Raw genomic sequence first — 17,604 nt, forward strand, 5'->3', positions numbered from 1 at the left:
TCATGAAGTTTGTCTTTTACACGCATTCCCTTGTATCCGACTGGAACCACGGCAATGCGCATTTCCTGCGCGGTATCATGCGGGACCTTCAGCGACGCGGGCATGAGGCGCTGGCACTGGAACCCCGCACGTCCTGGTCCCGCGAAAATCTCTTGAAGGACCAGGGCGAACAGGCCATCCATGCCTTTGGCGTGAGGTTCCCCGATCTGAGCTCGAAAAGCTATGACGACGGCTTCGATCACGAGGCGGCGGTCGCCGATGCCGATGTCGTCATCGTCCATGAATGGACCGATCCGGCTTTGATCGAACGGCTTGGCAAGGCCCGCCGCTCCGCAGCTTTCACCCTCATCTTCCATGATACGCATCACCGTGCCGTCTCGGTCGAGCATGAGATCGCCGGGCTTCACCTCGACGATTACGATCTGGTGCTGGCCTTCGGCGAGACGCTGCGCCAACGCTATCTCGATGCCGGCTGGGGCCAGCAGGTCTTCACCTGGCACGAGGCGGCCGATGACAGCGTGTTCCGCCCGCTTCCACGAGACAAGGAGCGGGATCTCATCTGGATCGGCAACTGGGGCGATGGCGAACGCTCCGACGAACTGGCGGAATTCCTGATCGACCCGGTGAAGCAACTTCAACTGACGGCCACGGTCCGAGGCGTCCGCTATCCGGACGAGGCGCTTTCACGGTTGAAGGCGGCCGGCATAGACTATCGCGGCTGGATTGCGAATGCCGACGCGCCGGAAGCCTTCGCCCGCCACCGCCTCACGGTGCATGTGCCGCGGCGGCCCTATGTCGAGAACCTGCCCGGCATACCCACGATCCGCGTATTCGAAGCGCTGGCCTGCGGCATTCCGCTGATCTGCGCCCCCTGGAACGATGCCGAACATCTGTTCCGCCCGGGTCGGGATTATCTGATCGCCGAGTCCGGCGCGGCCATGACGGGGCTGATGCGCGATGTCCTGCACGATGAGGCCCTGCGCGACGAGCTGATCGCCTCCGGCCTCGAAACCATCATGGCACGCCACACATGCCGCCACCGGGTGGATGAGCTTCTCAGCATCCTTGGCACGCATGGAACCACATCCGTTCAACATTTGATATCGCCTTCGGAGGCTGCAGAATGAAGATCGCATTTTATGGCTCCAGCCTCGTTTCCGCCTATTGGAACGGTGCCGCCACCTATTACCGCGGCCTGCTGCGCGCTCTGGCGGCCAAGGGCTATGACATCACCTTCTACGAGCCGGACGTCTACGATCGTCAGAAGAACCGGGACATCGATCCGCCGGATTGGGCACGCGTCGTCGTCTACGAGGGCACGGTTACGGCTCTCAAACGCGTGACGGAGGAGGCGGCGGCGGCCGATATCGTGGTCAAGGCCAGCGGCGTGGGGTTCGAAGACGATCTCCTCCTGCAGGAAGTGCTTCGCCATGCGAGGCCCGAGGCGATGACCGTCTTCTGGGACGTGGATGCGCCGGCAACCCTGTCGGAAATCCAGCGCGATCCCTCCTGCGCCCTGCGTCGCGCGCTCGGTTCGCTCGACATGATCCTCACCTATGGCGGCGGCGCCCCCGTCGTCTCCGCCTATCGGGCGCTGGGCGCAAAAGAGTGCATCCCGATCTACAACGCTCTCGATCCTGAGACCCATCATCCGGTGCCGCCTGAGCCGCGCTTTGCGGCCGATCTCGGCTTTCTCGGCAATCGGCTGCCGGACCGCGAGGCGCGAGTGGAGCAGTTCTTCCTCGAACCCGCCGCCGGCGTGCCCGACCAGCGCTTCCTGCTGGGCGGCTCAGGCTGGGCCGACAAGCCCATGTCGCCCAATATCCGCCTCATCGGCCATGTTCCGACCCGTGATCACAACGCCTTCAATGTTACGCCCAAAGCGGTGCTGAACATTTCGCGTGAGAGCATGGCGAAGAACGGCTTTTCCCCGGCAACCCGCGTCTTCGAGGCTGCCGGGGCCGGTGCTTGCCTGATTACCGATCACTGGGAGGGGATCGATCTCTTCCTGAAGCCCGACGAGGAAATCCTGGTGGCGCGGGACGGGCGGGATGTCATGGAGATCATGGCGCGTCTCACACCGGACTGTGCCGCGGAAATCGGGCGCAAGGCGCTGGCCCGGGTCCTGGCCGAGCACACCTATACACATCGCGCCGAGGATGCGGACCGCATCTTCAAACGCCATTTCGAAAGCCTGGAGGCCGCCGAATGACGGTGCATCCCCTCAACATCGTCATCATCGGCCTCAGCCTCTCGTCCTCCTGGGGAAATGGTCACGCGACGACCTACCGCGCCCTGCTGCGCGGCCTTTATGCCGAAGGTCACAAGGTCCTCTTCCTGGAACGCGACGTGCCCTGGTATGCGCAAAACCGCGATCTCGCCCATCCGGACTTCTGCGAGCTTGCCTATTACGATACGATCGACGGCTTGATCGCCACTTATGGCGAGCAGATCAGGCATGCCGATGCCGTCATCGTCGGATCCTATGTTCCGGACGGAGCCAAGGTCATCGCGGCCGTGGCCGCTCTCCAGCCGCAGCGCCTGTGCTTCTACGACATCGACACGCCGGTGACGCTGGCGGCCCTGAAGCGCGGGGAGGTGGATTATCTCGAGCCGCAACAGATCCGCGAATTCGACGCCTACTTCTCCTTTACCGGCGGTCCCACGCTAACGGAGCTCGAACGCCGCTACGGCGTGCCCCGCGCACTGGCGCTTTACTGCTCGGTCGACGCCGCTCGATACCGGCCGACCGGCGAGGACCCGGTCTGGGATCTCGGCTATCTTGGCACATACAGCCCCGATCGGCAGCCAACCCTCGAGCGCTTTCTGATCGAACCGGCACGGCATCTGCCGCATCTGCGTTTTGTCGTTGCGGGTCCGCAATATCCGCAGGAGATCGAATGGCCGGCCAATGTCGAGCGGATCGACCATCTTCCGCCCGATGAACATCCGTCCTTCTACAGCCGCCAGCGCTTCACCTTGAATGTCACGCGCGCCGACATGATTGCCGCCGGCTGGTCGCCCAGCGTGCGGCTGTTCGAAGCCGCTGCCTGTGCAACCCCGATCATCAGCGATGACTGGCGGGGCCTTTCCGACCTTCTCCCGGATGGCGAAGCCATTCTCATTGCCCATGACAGCGAGGACGTCATCGCCGCGCTGACGAAGATGGGGGAGGGAAAACGTTTGGCCATCGCTTCTGCCGCACGCCAGCGGATCCTTCAGGATCACACCGGCGAGGCGCGGGCCAGAAACCTGGTCGAGGCTCTGCTGGCCTTGCCCATGCGTGAAAAGAAGGCCGGCGCACCGGCCCTTCAAAGAGTGCCAGCATGATTAGAGAGGATCATTCAATGCTGCAGAGAACCGATCGCGGAAAGAAGAAGACCGTCCTGGTGGCGGGAGGTGCCGGCTTCGTCGGCTCGCATCTGTGCGACACGCTGCTTGCGCGGGGTCAGCGCGTCATCTGCGTCGACTCCTATCTGACCGGATCGGAGGAGAATATCCGGCCCTTGCAGAATCATCCGAACTTCCGGTTCATCGAGCGCGACATCTGCGACTTGCATGACCTGGATGAGCCGGTGGATCAGATCTACAACCTGGCCTGCGCCGCCTCGCCGCCGCAATACCAGGCGGATCCCGTCCACACCATGATGACCTGTGTCGTAGGCACGGGCCGGCTCCTGGCCATTGCGGAACGGGACAAGGCATCATTCCTGCAGGCCTCCACCAGCGAGGTCTATGGTGATCCGGAAGAGCATCCGCAGCGGGAGGATTATCGCGGCAATGTCAACTGCACCGGTCCGAGGGCCTGCTACGACGAGGGCAAGCGCGCCGCAGAGGCGCTCTGCTTCGACATGCTGCGGGCCGGTCGGGTGGATGCCCGGGTGGTGCGTATCTTCAACACCTACGGGCCCCGCATGGCTCCGGACGATGGCCGGATCGTCTCCAACCTCATCGTCCAGGCACTGGCCGGTCAGCCCTTGACGATCTACGGCACCGGCGAGCAGACCCGCTCTTTCTGCTTCGTCAGCGATCTGGTCGCCGGCCTGGTCAAGCTGATGGAGGTGGATCCCAATCCGGGCCAGCCGGTCAATATCGGCAATCCGGGCGAGTTCACGATCAACGAGCTGGCAGAAATGGTTCTGTCCATGGTGCCGACCGGCTCCCGCATCGTCTATCATCCCCTGCCGAAAGACGATCCGCAGCGGCGTCGGCCGGATATTTCCCGCGCCAAGGCCTGCCTGGACTGGGAGCCGCAGGTGCCGCTGGTCGAGGGCCTGCGCAAGACCATCGATTATTTCATGGCGCTGGAGGCGCAGACCGCAAAGACGAAGCGCCTGCTTCCCAAGCGCATGCCGAATGATCGCAACAAGCAGATCCCGTTGGGAGCCTGACAATGGATGCAACGCGAACCAAGCAGGCGGACCTGCGCAAACGGATCGAGGAACTGGGGCCGTGGTTCCAGAACATGCGGATCGGCGGCGTCGAAACGGCGCCCGATCACTTCCTTGGCGATTACCCGGCCTTCAAGTGGAAAGGCTTCTCGCATGTGCTGCCGCCCGATCTTGAGGGGCGCAGCGTGCTGGATATCGGCTGCAATGCCGGCTTTTACACGCTGGAGATGAAGCGGCGCAATGCAGGGCGCGTCGTCGGCATCGACAGCGACGAGCATTATCTTGCTCAGGCACGCTTCGCAGCCGAGCATGAGGGTCTCGATGTCGAATTTCGCCGCATGTCCGTCTACGAAGTGCCGCAGCTGAAGGAACGGTTCGATCTCGTTCTGTTCATGGGCGTGCTCTATCACCTGCGCCATCCGCTCCTGGCGCTCGACCTGCTCTACGAGCACGTGGTCGGCGACCAGATGCTCTTCCAGTGCCTGCAGCGCGGAGATGAGCGGATTCCCGAGCTTTCGGAGAATTACGATTTCTCGGAATGGGCCGTCTTCGACCGGCCGGATTATCCAAAACTCTTCTTCGTCGAGCAGCGCTACGCCTCGGACCCGACGAACTGGTTCATCCCCAATACGGCCGCCATGGAGGCCATGCTGCGCTCCTCCGGTTTTGTCATTGCCGCTCAGCCGGAGCGGGAAGTCTATCTTGTCACGCGCGGAGAGCGCCATTACGCTGTCGAACCCCCGCCCTGTGCTTGAGAGGGAAGAGGTCGTGGCAAAGCGCGATCATCGCGAGTTCGAAATCGGTCTGTTGCGCGGTGCTGCTGGAGCGCTGATATTTGGCCTCCCCATGCTGATGACGATGGAATTATGGTTCATCGGCTTCTACATGCCGCGCGAACGCCTGTTCCTGCTGCTTCTCGTGAACATCCCGCTGCTCGTGGTGCTCGCGCGCCGCATCGGCTTCGAAACCACTTTCACCTGGCGAGAGGCCTTTCGCGATGCGATGATCGCCTATGCGCTTGCCATTTTGACAAGCGGGCTGGTGCTTGGCCTGTTCGGCGTCTTGACCACGGACATGCCGATCAGGGAATGGCTGGGCAAAACGGCCATACAGGCTGTCCCCGCCAGCATCGGCGCCATGCTCGGCCGCAGCCAGTTCGGAAAGCGGGACGAGGAGGCGGAAGACGAAGAGAAATCCGACGAAATGAGCACCGGCTATGCCGGCGAATTGTTCATGATGGCCGTGGGCGCGCTGTTTCTCTGCCTCAACGTTGCGCCGACGGAGGAGGTGATCCTGATTTCCTACAAGATGACCGCCTGGCATGCCGTTGCGGCGATCGTCACTTCGCTCGCCATCATGCATGGTTTCGTCTATGCCGTCTCGTTTCGCGGGACCCACGAGCTGAAACCCGATACGCCGAGCTGGCATGCCCTGATCCGCTTCACCTTTCCCGGCTATATTGTCGCCTGCGTGATCAGCCTCTATGTGTTGTGGACCTTCGGCCGCCTCACTGACACTTCCATGACACAGGCCATGATGTCCATGGTGGTGCTCAATGTGCCGGGCGCCCTGGGAGCCGCATCGGCACGCCTGGTCCTCTGAGGATGCAAGAATGACAGTGACGGACCGCAGGACATCGCGCCATATGGAGACCCCGGAGCCTCGCCTGATCGAGTGGATGACGGGCCTTGTCTCCGTGCTGCTGGTCGTGGCGCTTCTCGGGCTGATCGGCAGCGAAGCGCTGAATGCCTCCGACGAACTCCCCGATCTGACTGTGACGGTGCAAAGGGTGGAGCAGCGGGGCGAATACTTCCTCGTCCAGATCGATCTGAGCAACAGGGCAAGGACAACGGCCGCGGCCGTTCGCGTTGAGGGCCGTCTGACCCTGCCCGACGGGACGACGGAGGAGGCGGAAGCAACATTCGACTATGCGCCTGCCCAATCGTCGACCACCGGCGGGCTGATCTTCAGGACCGATCCGGCGAAGGGAGCGCTGGCAGTGCAGCCGAGCGGCTACACCGAGCCCTGACAGACGGGTGGCGTCAGCCCGCCATCTCGCCCAGTTCCGGAAACCTTTGCCTCGCCTCTTCCAGCGAAGGGCAGATCACATCGCTCGCGTCGAGCTCCACGGAGATCGCGTCAGAGACATCCAGCGTTCCGTCGAAGGAGACGGGCAAGCGCTCGCCGCCGTTGCGCACCAGCGTGCCTTCATTCGTGAAGCCCTGCTGGAGCAACCAGTCGCGCGGAGCCATGACGGTGATCTTGATGCGGACGGCATTATCATCTTCGCGCATAGCCACGAGCTTGTAACCAATATCAGACTGGCTGCCATCCACCTCCAGCTTACCGTGGCTTGCCGCTTCCTGCAGATGTTCGCTCATCATGATACTCCGGTTGTCGAGGCTGTTCACGGTTAACAGATGCCGCCGCTTCTTTGTTCCGGAGCTTGGCACGTTCCCCATCCCGGTACTGTCGGGGCGTGACGCCGATACGCTGCCTGAAGCAGCGGCTGAAATAGGCCGGATCGGTAAAGCCGAGACCCTCACCCACGTGTCGGACGCTGTAATCTGTAAAGACCAGCTGGCGGCAGGCCTCGTCCATGGAACGCTCCATGATGAGATCGTGCAGGCTGAGGCCCGTGACCTGCCTTGTGCTGCGATTGAGATGGGTGGCGGAGAGACCGAGCATGGCCGCATAGTGATCGACGCTCAGCTGCTCACGATGGTGGCGGGCAATCAGATCCCGCAGCCGATGCACCCGTCTCTCGTGGATGTCGGCTGGCGGCATCGCGGCCTCCGTCTCGCTCAGACGCGCCAGAGTGAGGCGCGCCAGAATGAGGATGGCGGTCACGACATGCGATTCGATCATATCCTCCCGCATCGGCATGTCCGTCTCGTATTCCTCTGCGATACGCAGCAGCGTTGCCGAAAGGAAATCGCCTTCCGCACCAAGCCCCGCAAGCGCGACGACGGCGGGATTGGCAAAGAAGGGCGGGGCAATGGTGAGCATGCGGCCCATCTTGAAGCGTGCTGGCACGAGTGTGATGACGAAGCCGTCGATATCCGGGGAAAACCGGAAGCCATGCACTGGTCCAGGCGGCACGACAATCACGCAAGGCGGCGTCAGCGCCAGCCGGCCCTGCGGCAGCAGCGCGTCGCCCGATCCGTGGCGAATGTACAAGAACTGCAGGAAGCTGTCGTGGCGATGGAGGCCGATCTCCCAACGATATTCGCTGCTGCGGGAGGCGATCGTCTCGCAATGCACCCAAAACTCGCGCTGATCCTCGATAGCCTCGCCATAGAGATGATAGGTCGGAGCCGCCAATGTGAAGTCCCTGTTTCGCCGTCCTTACGCTCAATGTCCGATTTGTCCTATTTCCTGCCGTAAATGTCCATTGTTGCGAGACGCTGCTTCCGCCAATTTTCTGAACAAAGCGCAACTTTCGGGAGGGACGCATGCGCACACAGGTTCTGATCATCGGCTCCGGACCCTCGGGCCTGCTGCTTGGCCAATTGCTGACAAAGGCCGGCATCGACAATATCGTTCTCGACCGGGTCTCCAAAGATTACATCCTCGGCCGCATTCGTGCCGGCGTTCTGGAATGGGGGACTGTCGGCCTCATGGACCAGGCCGGCGCCGGCGCCCGCATGCATGCCGAGGGCTTGCCGCATGACGGCTACTCCCTGGCCTTCGACGGGCGCGACCACCGCATCAATCTGTTTGAACTGACCGGCAAACGCGTCATGGTCTATGGGCAGACGGAACTGACCCAGGATCTCATGAATGTCCGCGCTGCCTCGGGCGCGCTCTCGATCTATGACGCGGCGAATGTTCAGCCACATGATTTTGATGGCGACAAGCCCTATGTGACCTATGACAAGGACGGCGTTACGCACCGGATCGATTGCGATTTCATAGCCGGCTGCGACGGCTTTCACGGCGCCAGCCGGAAATCGGTCCCGGAAGAGGCGATCTGCACCTTCGAGAAGGTCTATCCCTTCGGCTGGCTCGGCGTCCTGGCCGATATTCCGCCGGTGAGCCACGAGCTGATCTATGCCAACCACCCGCGTGGTTTTGCCCTCTGTTCGATGCGGTCGGAAAGCCGGAGCCGCTATTATGTCCAGTGCTCCCTGGAGGACAAAGTGGAGGACTGGTCGGACGATCGCTTCTTTGACGAGCTGCGCCGACGCCTGCCCAGCCATCATGCGGATGCCATGATCGTCGGTCCCTCGTTTGAGAAGTCCATCGCTCCGCTTCGCTCCTTCGTTGCGGAACCCATGCGGTTCGGCAGACTGTTCCTGGTCGGCGATGCGGCACATATCGTCCCCCCGACCGGGGCCAAGGGGCTCAATCTGGCTGCCAGTGATGTCCATTACCTGTTCGAGGGCCTGCGCGAGCATTACTCGGATCGCTCGCAGGCCGGGATCGACGCCTATTCCGACCGCGCTTTGAAGCGGGTCTGGAAATCGGTCCGGTTCTCCTGGTCGATGACGACGCTGATGCACCGCTTTCCCGATACGGGAGAATTCGGCCAGAAGATCCAGGAGGCGGAGCTGGACTATCTCACCCATTCCATCGCGGCCTCCACGGCCATGGCGGAAAACTATGTCGGGCTGCCCTACTGAACCGCCATCCCCTGTCCGGCCGGCCGTAGGATCGTGCAAGAAATGCGGCGGATCGAACAAACCGATCCGGCCTCACATGCGTTAAGTACGATGTTGCTCCCCTTCGCGGAGCGTCACCCTATTTTTCGAACAGAACGGAAGGTCATCAGCATGGCTATTGCACGAGGCTATGCGGCAACGGATGCGTCCAAGCCCCTCGAATTTTTCACCTTCGAGCGGCGCGAGCCGCGCGACGATGATGTCGTCATTGCCATTGAATATTGCGGCGTTTGCCATTCGGATATTCACCAGGCCCGCAACGAATGGGGCAATTCGCGCTTTCCCATGGTACCGGGTCACGAGATCGCTGGAACCGTCACCGCGGTTGGCGCGAAGGTCTCGAAATTCAAGGTCGGCGACCGTGTCGGCGTCGGTTGTTTCGTCGATTCCTGCGTCCATTGCCAGACGCGCGATGTCGACAACGAACAATATATGCCCGGCCTGGTGCAGACCTATAATGATGTCGAGGCCGATGGCGAGACACCCACCTATGGCGGCTATTCGGATTCGATCGTCGTGAAGGAAGGGTATGTCCTGCAGATTCCGGACAACCTGCCGCTCGACAAGGCAGCCCCGCTGCTCTGCGCCGGCATAACGCTCTATTCTCCCTTGGCGCATTGGAAGGCAGGCCCGGGCAAGAAGGTAGCCATTGTCGGCATGGGCGGACTTGGCCATATGGGCGTCAAGATCGGCGCTGCCATGGGAGCCGAGGTGACGGTGCTCAGCCAGACGCTGTCCAAGAAGGATGACGGTCTGAAGCTCGGCGCCAAGGCCTATTACGCCACCTCGGATGCCGAAACCTTCAAGACGCTTGCCGGCAGCTTCGACCTCATCATCTGCACCGTCGGGACCGAGATCGACTGGAATGCCTATCTCAACTTGCTGAAGGTGGACGGCACGATGGTGCTGGTCGGGGTTCCGGAAAATCCGGTGCCGGTGCATGCCTTCTCGCTCATTCCGGGCCGTCGCAGCCTGGCCGGCTCCATGATCGGCTCGATCAAGGAAACCCAGGACATGCTGGATTTTTGCGGCAAACACGGTATCACGGCGGAAATCGAGCTGATCGACATCAAGGATGTCAACGAGGCCTATGGGCGCGTCATCAAGAGCGATGTCCGCTACCGCTTCGTGATCGACATGAAAACCCTGCCGAAGGGCTGACCCGTCATGGATGATCATCGCCCCGCGGCGTCCGCGGCACGCACCGAAGGCCCGTCGACGGCGCTGATCACCACGATCGCTTTGGCGGCGGGTTCGCTCGTCGCCAATATCTACTATGCGCAGCCTCTGGTCGCCGAGATCGCTGCCGATCTCGGCATCGATGCCGATCTTGCCGGCGCTTTGACCAGCACGACCCAGATCGGCTACGGCATCGGCCTGTTTTTCCTGGTCTCGCTGGCAGATCGCGTGGAAAACAAGCGCCTTGTTCTGGTGACCCTGACAATAACGCTGCTTGGCCTCATTGCCATGGGCCTGTCGACCGCTGTCATACCCTTCTTCATCGCCTCCTTCGTCATCGGCGTCTGCTCCACCGGAGCACAGGTCCTCATTCCCTGGGTGGCGCATCTCGTGCCGCTGCACAGGCGCGGTCGTGTGGTGGGCAATGTGATGGGTGCGGTCCTTACCGGGATCATGCTGGCACGACCTGTTTCTCTTTTCGTTGCGGCGAGTTTCGGCTGGCGGGCGATCTTTTTCGTCTCGGCTGGGCTGATGGCGCTCATCGGATTGTCGCTGGCGGCCATGCTGCCGAGGCAGGCGCCACAGAGCACCATCAGCTACCGGCAGATCATCCTCTCGATGGGAGGCCTCATCCGCGAAACGCCGGTGCTACGCTGGCGCTCCGCCTATCAGGCCATTATTTTCTGCGCCTTCAACCTGTTCTGGACGGCCATCCCCTTCGCGCTATCGGATCGGTTCGATCTCAGCCAGAAACAGATCGGCCTCTTCGCATTGGCAGGGGCAGGCGGCGCCTTGGCAGCGCCTCTGGTGGGCAGGCTCGCCGATCGCGGGCTTGGAATGCTTTTATCGGCTATTGCCATGGCCGGCCTTGCGCTTTTCTTCGCCGTGAGCGGCTATGCCGCCGCATCCGGCGCGCTCTTCCTCCTGGCGGTCTGCGCCGTTCTGATCGACGCCGCCGTGCAGGCCAACCAGATCGTCAGCCAGAGGATCATTTTTGCCATTTCGCCGGAAAAGCGCGGCCGGCTGAACGCCATCTACATGACCTGCGCCTTTGTCGGCGGCGCGATCGGCTCCACCCTGGGCACGATCAGCTATCATTGGGCGGGCTTTGCCGGCACCGCCGGTTTCGGCTGCGGCCTCGGCGTTCTGGGACTGATCCTGTTTGCCATCGAACAGCGCGGCTACCGCAGAGCGGCGGCCTGAACGGATCTCGAAAGAAGGGGCCCGAACTGGCGCCGCGACAGAGGGGTCTGGCCGGCCGTCGCGCCGCGTCACCGGTCAACCGGTGGCCACGACTTCCGCGGCGGCCTGTCGAATGGTCTGCATCAGGATGGACAGGGGCAGAGAGGGCGGTGCATCGGTGCGCAGAGTCAGTCCAACCGGACCCTTGGTTTCGCTGGTATCGATCGGCAGGGTTGCCAGCAGGCCATCCCCGACATCGCCGGCCACGACCCCGCTGGAAATGATCCAGACCGCATCACTGGAACGGACAAAGGCCCGGCCGAAGGAATCGGAAACGGTTTCCAGCTGGATCGGCAGCGTGGCGACGCCATTGGCAATCAGAAACTGTTCGACAAAAGGACGGATGATCGACCCGCGGGTAGGCATCAGCACCGGGTAATCGCCCAGCCGTGAAAAGATCGATCCGCCCGCAATCAGCGGATGATGCGGCCGAACGACGAACATCACCTTTTCCGAATAGAGATGCTCGAAGGAAAATCCGGTCATCTTCTCCGGAGCCGCCAATCGTCCGACCACAAGATCCAGATCGCCCATGCGCAATTGTTCGAGCAAAACGGCATTGTCGCCCGTGACGATCTTGATGCGGCTGCGGGTCTCCTCCTCGAGAAAGAGCGACATGGCACGCGGCATGATCCGGGTGGATACGGTGGGCAGGGCGCCGATGCGAACGGGCGGCACATTGTTCAGGAGTTCCTGGGAAACCGAATCAATGCCCTGCCGCAGCGCCGTCAGAGAGGCCGCCGCGTGGCGCAGGAATACGTCACCCGGCCTGGTGATGCGAATGCCGCGGCCATCCCGCTCGAAAAGCGAGACGCCGAGCGCCTCTTCAAGCTCACGGATCGTCTTGGTGACGGCAGGCTGGCTGATATTGAGATGATCCGCAGCCTTCACCACGCTGCCCTGCCGCGCCACTTCCACGAAAGTCTGCAGATGGCGGTATTTTACCCGTGCGCCGATCAAGATCCATAACCCGCAAGTTAACATTAACTGCCACAAATGTCATTTTACCTAACCATTTTCGGGATGCAATAACAGGCTCAAGGAGAGCCCCATGAGATTTGTGCGTATCGGCGACCACGTCCTCAGCCATGACATCTACAATCACGGCACGGCCAAGCCCGCGATCGTCTTCGTCAATTCGCTGGGCACTGACCGCCGCATCTGGGACGAGGTCCTGGCAGGTCTGGGCAGCGACTATACGCTTCTGACCTTCGACAAGCGGGGCCATGGCCTGTCCGATCTCGGCACGCCACCCTATGCGATCGAGGATTTCTCGCGCGATCTCGCCGGCCTTCTGGACCATTACGACATCAAGAATGCCGTCATCTGCGGCCTCTCCGTCGGTGGGCTGATTGCTCTTGGCCTCTATGAGTTGCGGCCGGATCTGGTGCGCGCCGTGATCTTTGCCGATACGGCTGCGAAGATCGGCACGCCGGAGCTCTGGAACGCCCGCATCGAAGCGGTGCTGCAGGGCGGCACCGAGAGCATTCTGGACCCGATCATGCTGCGCTGGTTCACGCCCGCCTACCGGCGCGACGACAATGCCGATTATCGGGGCTATCGCAACATGGTGGCGCGACAGTCCAGCCAGGGCTATGCCGGCACCTGCGCGGCCATTCGCGATGCCGATTTCACCGAGACCGCGCGTCGTCTCGCCGTACCGGCGCTCTGCCTGGTCGGCGACGAGGACGGATCCACGCCGCCCGAGGTGGTCAAGGCCTTTGCGGATCTGCTGCCGCACGGCACATTCCATCTTATCGCAGGCGCCGGGCATATTCCTTGCGTCGAGACACCCGATGCGTTTGTCGCGCATCTTCGCCAATTCATCGATCATCTGCCGGGAGAATGACCATGGCCGACAAAGCCGCGCCGTCGGAGCGCTATCGCCAGGGCATGGCAACGCGCCGCATGGTACTGGGCGACGCCCATGTGAGCCGGGCCGCAGCCAATGAAACTGCTTTCGACCAACCCTTCCAGGAGCTGATCACCGAAGCGGCCTGGGGCAATGTCTGGTCGCGTCCGCATTTTTCCAAACGCGAGCGATCCATCGTCACCATTGCACTTCTGGCGGCACTGGGTCAGCATGAAGAGCTGGCGATGCATCTTCGCGCCACGGCCAATACCGGCGCGACGCGCGAGGACATCTGCGAGGCCCTGCTGCATGTGGCCATTTATGCCGGGGTTCCCGCCAGCAATCACGCATTCAAGATCGCCAAATCGGTCTATGCCGATATGGATCAGGCGATGAGCGTCGAGGAGGAAACGCGATGAAGAATACCCTGCCCGAAACAGGCGGCTTCTTTGCCCGGGACCGGGACATGCATCCCCCCGCCTTCACCCCCGGCTACAAGACCTCGGTCCTGCGCTCCCCGCAGCGGGCGCTGATTTCGCTGGAAGGCACCAAAAGCGAGATCACGGGTCCGGTCTTCGGCCACAACATCATCAACGAATTCGACAATGACCTGATCGTCAACTACGCCAAGCCGGGCGAAATGGCGATCGGCCAGCGCATTCTCGTCCATGGCCGCGTGCTGGACGAGCGGGGCCATCCCGTTGCAGGCGCACTGGTGGAATTCTGGCAGGCCAATGCCGGCGGCCGCTACCGCCACAAGAAGGAAAGCTATCTCGCGGCGCTCGACCCCAATTTCGGCGGCTTTGGCCGCACGATCACCGACGACAACGGCTATTACTGGTTTCGCACCATCAAGCCCGGCCCCTATCCCTGGCCGAACGGCGTCAATGACTGGCGTCCTGCCCATATCCATTTCTCCATCTTCGGTCATGGCTTTGCGCAGCGCCTGATCACGCAGATGTATTTTGAAGGGGACCCGCTCATCTGGATCTGTCCGATCGTCAAGACCATTCCCGATGAAGAGGCGATCAAGCGGCTGATCGCTCCGCTCGACATGAACAACACCATTCCGATGGACATGCGCGCCTACAAATTCGACATCGTCCTGCGCGGCCGCCGCTCGACCTTCTTCGAGAACCGCAAGGAAGGAAACTGATCATGGTGCAATCCCTGCAGTATCTGAAGGAATCGGCCTCGCAGACAGCTGGCCCTTACGTGCATATCGGCTGTACGCCAAACTTCACCGGGATAGAGGGCGTCTATGAGACGGATCTCGGCGCAGGACCCATGGCGACGGAGCAGACGCGCGGCGAGCGCATCACCATTCGCGGCCGGGTGATCGACGGCACCGGCACGCCGCTGAAGGATGCGATGGTCGAAATCTGGCAGGCCGACGCCGACGGCTTGTATAACAGCCCCTCCGAGACCCGCGGCAAAGCCGACCCGCATTTCTTCGGCTGGGGGCGCTGCCCGGCGGACATGACCACTGGCGAGTTCGTTTTCGAAACGATCAAGCCGGGTCGTGTTCCTTTCCGCGATGGCCGACTGATGGCACCGCATGTCACCTTGTGGATCGTCGCGCGCGGCATCAATATCGGCCTGCATACGCGCATGTATTTCTCCGACGAGGAGGAGGCCAATGCCGAAGATCCGGTGCTCGGCAGGATCGAGCATCGCGTGCGGGTCGCAACCTTGATCGGCAAACGCGAGGGCGATACGGTCACCTTCGACATCCACCTTCAGGGCGAAAACGAAACCATTTTCTTCGACATCTGATCGTCCGTCCCTTCCACCCGATGTGACGAGAAGCGCCATGAGCCTGTCCCCTTTCGAGCATCCCTTTCTGTCCGGCCTTCTCGGCGATGAGGAGACGGCCAGTCAGTTCCACGCATCCGCCGACCTGCGTTGTATGCTGCAATTCGAAGGCGCACTGGCCCGCGCGCAGGCGCAAGCAGGCATGATCCCCGCCGACGCGGCAGGGCGCATTGCCGCGGTTGCAGCCCAGTTTTCGCCGGACATGGCTGAACTGCGACAGGGCGTGGCGCAGGACGGAGTCGTCATTCCCGACTTGGTTCGACAATTGCGAAAGGCGGTCCAGCCGGAGGATGCCGCCCTTGTCCATCTCGGCGCCACCAGCCAGGATGTCATTGACAGCAGCCTGATGATGCGTCTGACGGCAGTGCTGCGGCTGCATGCGACCCGGCTCGATCGTCTGGTGACCGCGTTCGAAAGCCTCAGGACCCTTCATGGCCAGCGGCAATTGATGGGCCATACGCGCATGCAGGCCGCCATTCCCATCACGGCGGGCGATCGTATCGAGAGTTGGACCGCACCGCTTCTTCGCCATAGAGGGCGTCTCCGCGCCTGTCTTGAGCAGGGACTGCCGCTGCAATTCGGTGGCGCCGCCGGCACGCTGGACAAGCTCGGCGACAAGGCGGACGAGGTGAGGGCGGCGCTCGCCGGTCACCTCGGATTGGCCAATATGCACCAGTGGCAGAACCAGCGTGATCATCTGGTGGAGGTGGCGAACCTGTTTTGCCTGATCAGCGACAGCCTCGGCAAATTCGGCCAGGATATCGCCCTGATGGCGCAGATGCAGGATGAACTCGTCCTGTCCGGCGGCGGCGGCTCGTCCGCCATGCCGCACAAGCAAAATCCCGTCGGGGCCGAAATCCTCGTGACGCTGGCCCGCTATAATGCGACCCAGATCTCCGGAATGCATCATGCCATGGTGCATGAGCAGGAGAGATCAGGGGCGGCCTGGACGCTGGAATGGATGCTGCTGCCATCAATCGCCGTGACGGCCGGAACCGCGCTCATCACTGCGGAAGCCCTGGTGGGCAAGATCCGCTCCCTCGGGCGCGACTGATCATCCAGTCCCTAAAGGCGCCATCCGGTTTTTATCGCTGCCGCCCGCAATGGGGGGATGGGACACGCTGTGGCCGGGGGAGGGCTGCCGGCGATCCGGCTTACTTTAGATAATTCTGAATATTTGCGCCCGGTCGGGCCGCGGTAAAGTTTGCATTTAGAATTTTCCGGTAATGCTCTGTTAGCAATCCTGCGAGGCTGGCCCCTGTTTGCCTGCCTGCTCCCGCGTACAGAGTTGTGGTGTTCATGCGTATTCAAACTCTCTCCACCATCATCCTGGGATGCCTGGCGCTCGGCAGCTGCCGGTCGAGCGGCCCGGAGGAGGCCTTGGCGCTGGCGCCATCGCAGGAAATCACAAATGCCGTTGCCCCGGTGACACCGCCGGCGGCAATTTCCGGAGTGGCCGCAAGACAGGCCTCCGCCGCCCCATCCGACGCGGCTATGCCCGGTGCTGCCGGCGCTGCCGATCCGTCACCGCACGAACTGGCATGGGCCGGGACGGCACCGCAGACCCAGGCTTTTGAAACCAGCGGCGCGCGGCTTGGCATGCCACTTCCCAGCGCAAGGCCGGTGGCAATGATGATGCCGGACCCGCGCGAAAGCTTTAATCCCAACATCAAGCGCAGCCGCGTCTATGGCCAGCGCTTCCGCGATGCCAAGCCGATCAATTTCGGTCGCATCACTCCGCAGCACCATCCCGTTCATGGGGTGGATGTCTCGCGCTGGCAGGGCAATATCGACTGGGCGACGCTGCGCAGCCAGGGCGCCAATTTCGCCTATATCAAATCGACCGATGGCGGCGACCATATCGACCCGATGTTCGCAACGAACTGGCGCAGGGCGAAGGAGGCCGGGGTCAAGCGCGGCGCCTATCACTTCTTCTATTGGTGCCGCGTCGCGAGCGAGCAGGCATCCTGGTTCATCCGCAATGTGCCGAAGGATCCAGATGCGCTGCCGCCGGTGATCGACGTGGAATATAACCATCTGTCGGATTGCAAGCGCCGCCTCTCGCCCGAAAAGATCCGCGAGAAGATGCAGGTCTTCATGGATCGCCTGGAGCAGCATTACGGTCAGCGCCCGGTGATCTACACCGCGCCGGACTTCTACAAGGACAATTTGCAGGGCCATTTCCGCGACTACCCCTTCTGGCTGCGCTCGGTGGCGGCACATCCGTCCAAGATCTATCCGGATCGCAAATGGCTGTTCTGGCAGTATTCCGGTTCCGGCCTGTCGCAGGGCGTCTCGGAAAAGATCGATCTGAATGTCTTCAACGGGTCGGAGGAGCAGTGGCACCGCTTCACAAGCTCCGCCGCCCGTGTGGCCAGCCGCTAAGCAGATTCCGGAACAGTGTTCCACGGTTTTCCGACCGGAACCTGCGTCAAAACGATAAACTAAGCGGATGAAGCGT

The 17,604-nt window shown here is 61.9% G+C and carries 19 protein-coding genes; 16 read left to right on the forward strand and 3 right to left on the reverse strand.

Going from position 1 to position 17,604, the window contains the following annotated elements; translation table 11 throughout:
• Positions 1 to 2 precede the first annotated feature (2 nt).
• The 7 genes from QTJ18_RS07735 to QTJ18_RS07765 are packed head-to-tail and all read left to right on the forward strand — an operon-like array spanning position 3 to position 6,420.
• On the forward strand, positions 3 to 1,127 hold the full coding sequence (locus QTJ18_RS07735; RefSeq protein WP_252754029.1) for a CgeB family protein: 1,125 nt from the start codon (positions 3 to 5) through the stop codon (positions 1,125 to 1,127).
• Positions 1,124 to 2,212 (forward strand): CgeB family protein, encoded by a 1,089-nt coding sequence (locus tag QTJ18_RS07740; protein WP_252754028.1) that lies wholly within the window; start codon positions 1,124 to 1,126, stop codon positions 2,210 to 2,212. Before QTJ18_RS07735 ends, QTJ18_RS07740 begins: the two co-directional genes overlap by 4 nt.
• Positions 2,209 to 3,330 carry a CgeB family protein gene (locus QTJ18_RS07745; protein WP_252754027.1) on the forward strand — a complete coding sequence of 374 codons (1,122 nt, stop codon included), beginning with the start codon at positions 2,209 to 2,211 and terminating at the stop codon, positions 3,328 to 3,330. The genes QTJ18_RS07740 and QTJ18_RS07745 overlap by 4 nt, the downstream gene beginning before the upstream one ends.
• A 17-nt stretch (positions 3,331 to 3,347) precedes the next feature.
• The gene (locus QTJ18_RS07750) at positions 3,348 to 4,391 is read left to right on the forward strand and encodes a UDP-glucuronic acid decarboxylase family protein (protein ID WP_252754026.1); all 1,044 of its coding nucleotides are present in this window, start codon (positions 3,348 to 3,350) and stop codon (positions 4,389 to 4,391) included.
• Between the two features lie 2 nt (positions 4,392 to 4,393).
• Positions 4,394 to 5,146 (forward strand): TIGR04290 family methyltransferase, encoded by a 753-nt coding sequence (locus QTJ18_RS07755; RefSeq protein WP_252754025.1) that lies wholly within the window; start codon positions 4,394 to 4,396, stop codon positions 5,144 to 5,146.
• A 13-nt stretch (positions 5,147 to 5,159) separates the two neighbouring features.
• Entirely contained in the window at positions 5,160 to 5,993 is an 834-nt protein-coding gene (locus QTJ18_RS07760; RefSeq protein WP_252754024.1) for a TIGR02587 family membrane protein, read from the forward strand.
• A 10-nt stretch (positions 5,994 to 6,003) separates the two neighbouring features.
• Positions 6,004 to 6,420 carry a TIGR02588 family protein gene (locus QTJ18_RS07765; RefSeq protein WP_252754023.1) on the forward strand — a complete coding sequence of 139 codons (417 nt, stop codon included), beginning with the start codon at positions 6,004 to 6,006 and terminating at the stop codon, positions 6,418 to 6,420.
• Between the two features lie 13 nt (positions 6,421 to 6,433).
• Here the strand turns inward: QTJ18_RS07765 and QTJ18_RS07770 are convergent, their stop codons facing one another.
• Together QTJ18_RS07770 and QTJ18_RS07775 are read right to left on the reverse strand one after the other, a co-directional pair.
• Entirely contained in the window at positions 6,434 to 6,775 is a 342-nt protein-coding gene (locus tag QTJ18_RS07770) for a hypothetical protein (protein ID WP_252754022.1), read from the reverse strand.
• Positions 6,735 to 7,715, reverse strand: coding sequence for a helix-turn-helix domain-containing protein (locus QTJ18_RS07775; protein ID WP_252754021.1), 981 nt, complete (start codon positions 7,713 to 7,715; stop codon positions 6,735 to 6,737). Before QTJ18_RS07775 ends, QTJ18_RS07770 begins: the two co-directional genes overlap by 41 nt.
• 131 nt (positions 7,716 to 7,846) lie before the next feature.
• Here QTJ18_RS07775 and pobA point away from each other — a divergent pair, with 131 nt between their 5' ends.
• From pobA to QTJ18_RS07790, 3 genes are all read left to right on the forward strand, one after another.
• On the forward strand, positions 7,847 to 9,016 hold the full coding sequence (gene pobA, locus QTJ18_RS07780; RefSeq protein WP_252754020.1) for a 4-hydroxybenzoate 3-monooxygenase: 1,170 nt from the start codon (positions 7,847 to 7,849) through the stop codon (positions 9,014 to 9,016).
• A 150-nt stretch (positions 9,017 to 9,166) separates the two neighbouring features.
• Positions 9,167 to 10,216 carry an NAD(P)-dependent alcohol dehydrogenase gene (locus QTJ18_RS07785; protein WP_252754019.1) on the forward strand — a complete coding sequence of 350 codons (1,050 nt, stop codon included), beginning with the start codon at positions 9,167 to 9,169 and terminating at the stop codon, positions 10,214 to 10,216.
• 6 nt (positions 10,217 to 10,222) lie between these two features.
• On the forward strand, positions 10,223 to 11,437 hold the full coding sequence (locus QTJ18_RS07790; RefSeq protein WP_252754018.1) for an MFS transporter: 1,215 nt from the start codon (positions 10,223 to 10,225) through the stop codon (positions 11,435 to 11,437).
• Positions 11,438 to 11,512: 75 nt separating this feature from the next.
• Here the strand turns inward: QTJ18_RS07790 and pcaQ are convergent, their stop codons facing one another.
• The gene (pcaQ, locus tag QTJ18_RS07795) at positions 11,513 to 12,436 is read right to left on the reverse strand and encodes a pca operon transcription factor PcaQ (RefSeq protein ID WP_252754017.1); all 924 of its coding nucleotides are present in this window, start codon (positions 12,434 to 12,436) and stop codon (positions 11,513 to 11,515) included.
• Between the two features lie 91 nt (positions 12,437 to 12,527).
• On the opposite strand from pcaQ, the gene pcaD reads away from it, so the two are divergent.
• From pcaD to QTJ18_RS07825, 6 genes are all read left to right on the forward strand, one after another.
• The gene (gene pcaD, locus QTJ18_RS07800) at positions 12,528 to 13,325 is read left to right on the forward strand and encodes a 3-oxoadipate enol-lactonase (protein WP_252754016.1); all 798 of its coding nucleotides are present in this window, start codon (positions 12,528 to 12,530) and stop codon (positions 13,323 to 13,325) included.
• A gap of 2 nt (positions 13,326 to 13,327) precedes the next feature.
• Positions 13,328 to 13,747: a 4-carboxymuconolactone decarboxylase gene (pcaC, locus tag QTJ18_RS07805; RefSeq protein WP_252754015.1), complete on the forward strand. Its 420-nt coding sequence runs from the start codon at positions 13,328 to 13,330 to the stop codon at positions 13,745 to 13,747.
• Entirely contained in the window at positions 13,744 to 14,484 is a 741-nt protein-coding gene (gene pcaH / locus QTJ18_RS07810; protein WP_301557750.1) for a protocatechuate 3,4-dioxygenase subunit beta, read from the forward strand. Before pcaC ends, pcaH begins: the two co-directional genes overlap by 4 nt.
• Before the next feature lie 2 nt (positions 14,485 to 14,486).
• Entirely contained in the window at positions 14,487 to 15,104 is a 618-nt protein-coding gene (gene pcaG / locus QTJ18_RS07815; RefSeq protein ID WP_252754014.1) for a protocatechuate 3,4-dioxygenase subunit alpha, read from the forward strand.
• 37 nt (positions 15,105 to 15,141) lie between these two features.
• Positions 15,142 to 16,197 (forward strand): 3-carboxy-cis,cis-muconate cycloisomerase, encoded by a 1,056-nt coding sequence (locus QTJ18_RS07820; protein ID WP_252754013.1) that lies wholly within the window; start codon positions 15,142 to 15,144, stop codon positions 16,195 to 16,197.
• Between the two features lie 245 nt (positions 16,198 to 16,442).
• Positions 16,443 to 17,528, forward strand: coding sequence for a glycoside hydrolase family 25 protein (locus tag QTJ18_RS07825; protein WP_252754012.1), 1,086 nt, complete (start codon positions 16,443 to 16,445; stop codon positions 17,526 to 17,528).
• The last annotated feature ends 76 nt before the right edge of the window (positions 17,529 to 17,604 follow it).

Origin of the sequence: Rhizobium sp. SSA_523 (assembly GCF_030435705.1) — a bacterium.
Classification (GTDB): Bacteria; Pseudomonadota; Alphaproteobacteria; order Rhizobiales; family Rhizobiaceae; genus Neorhizobium.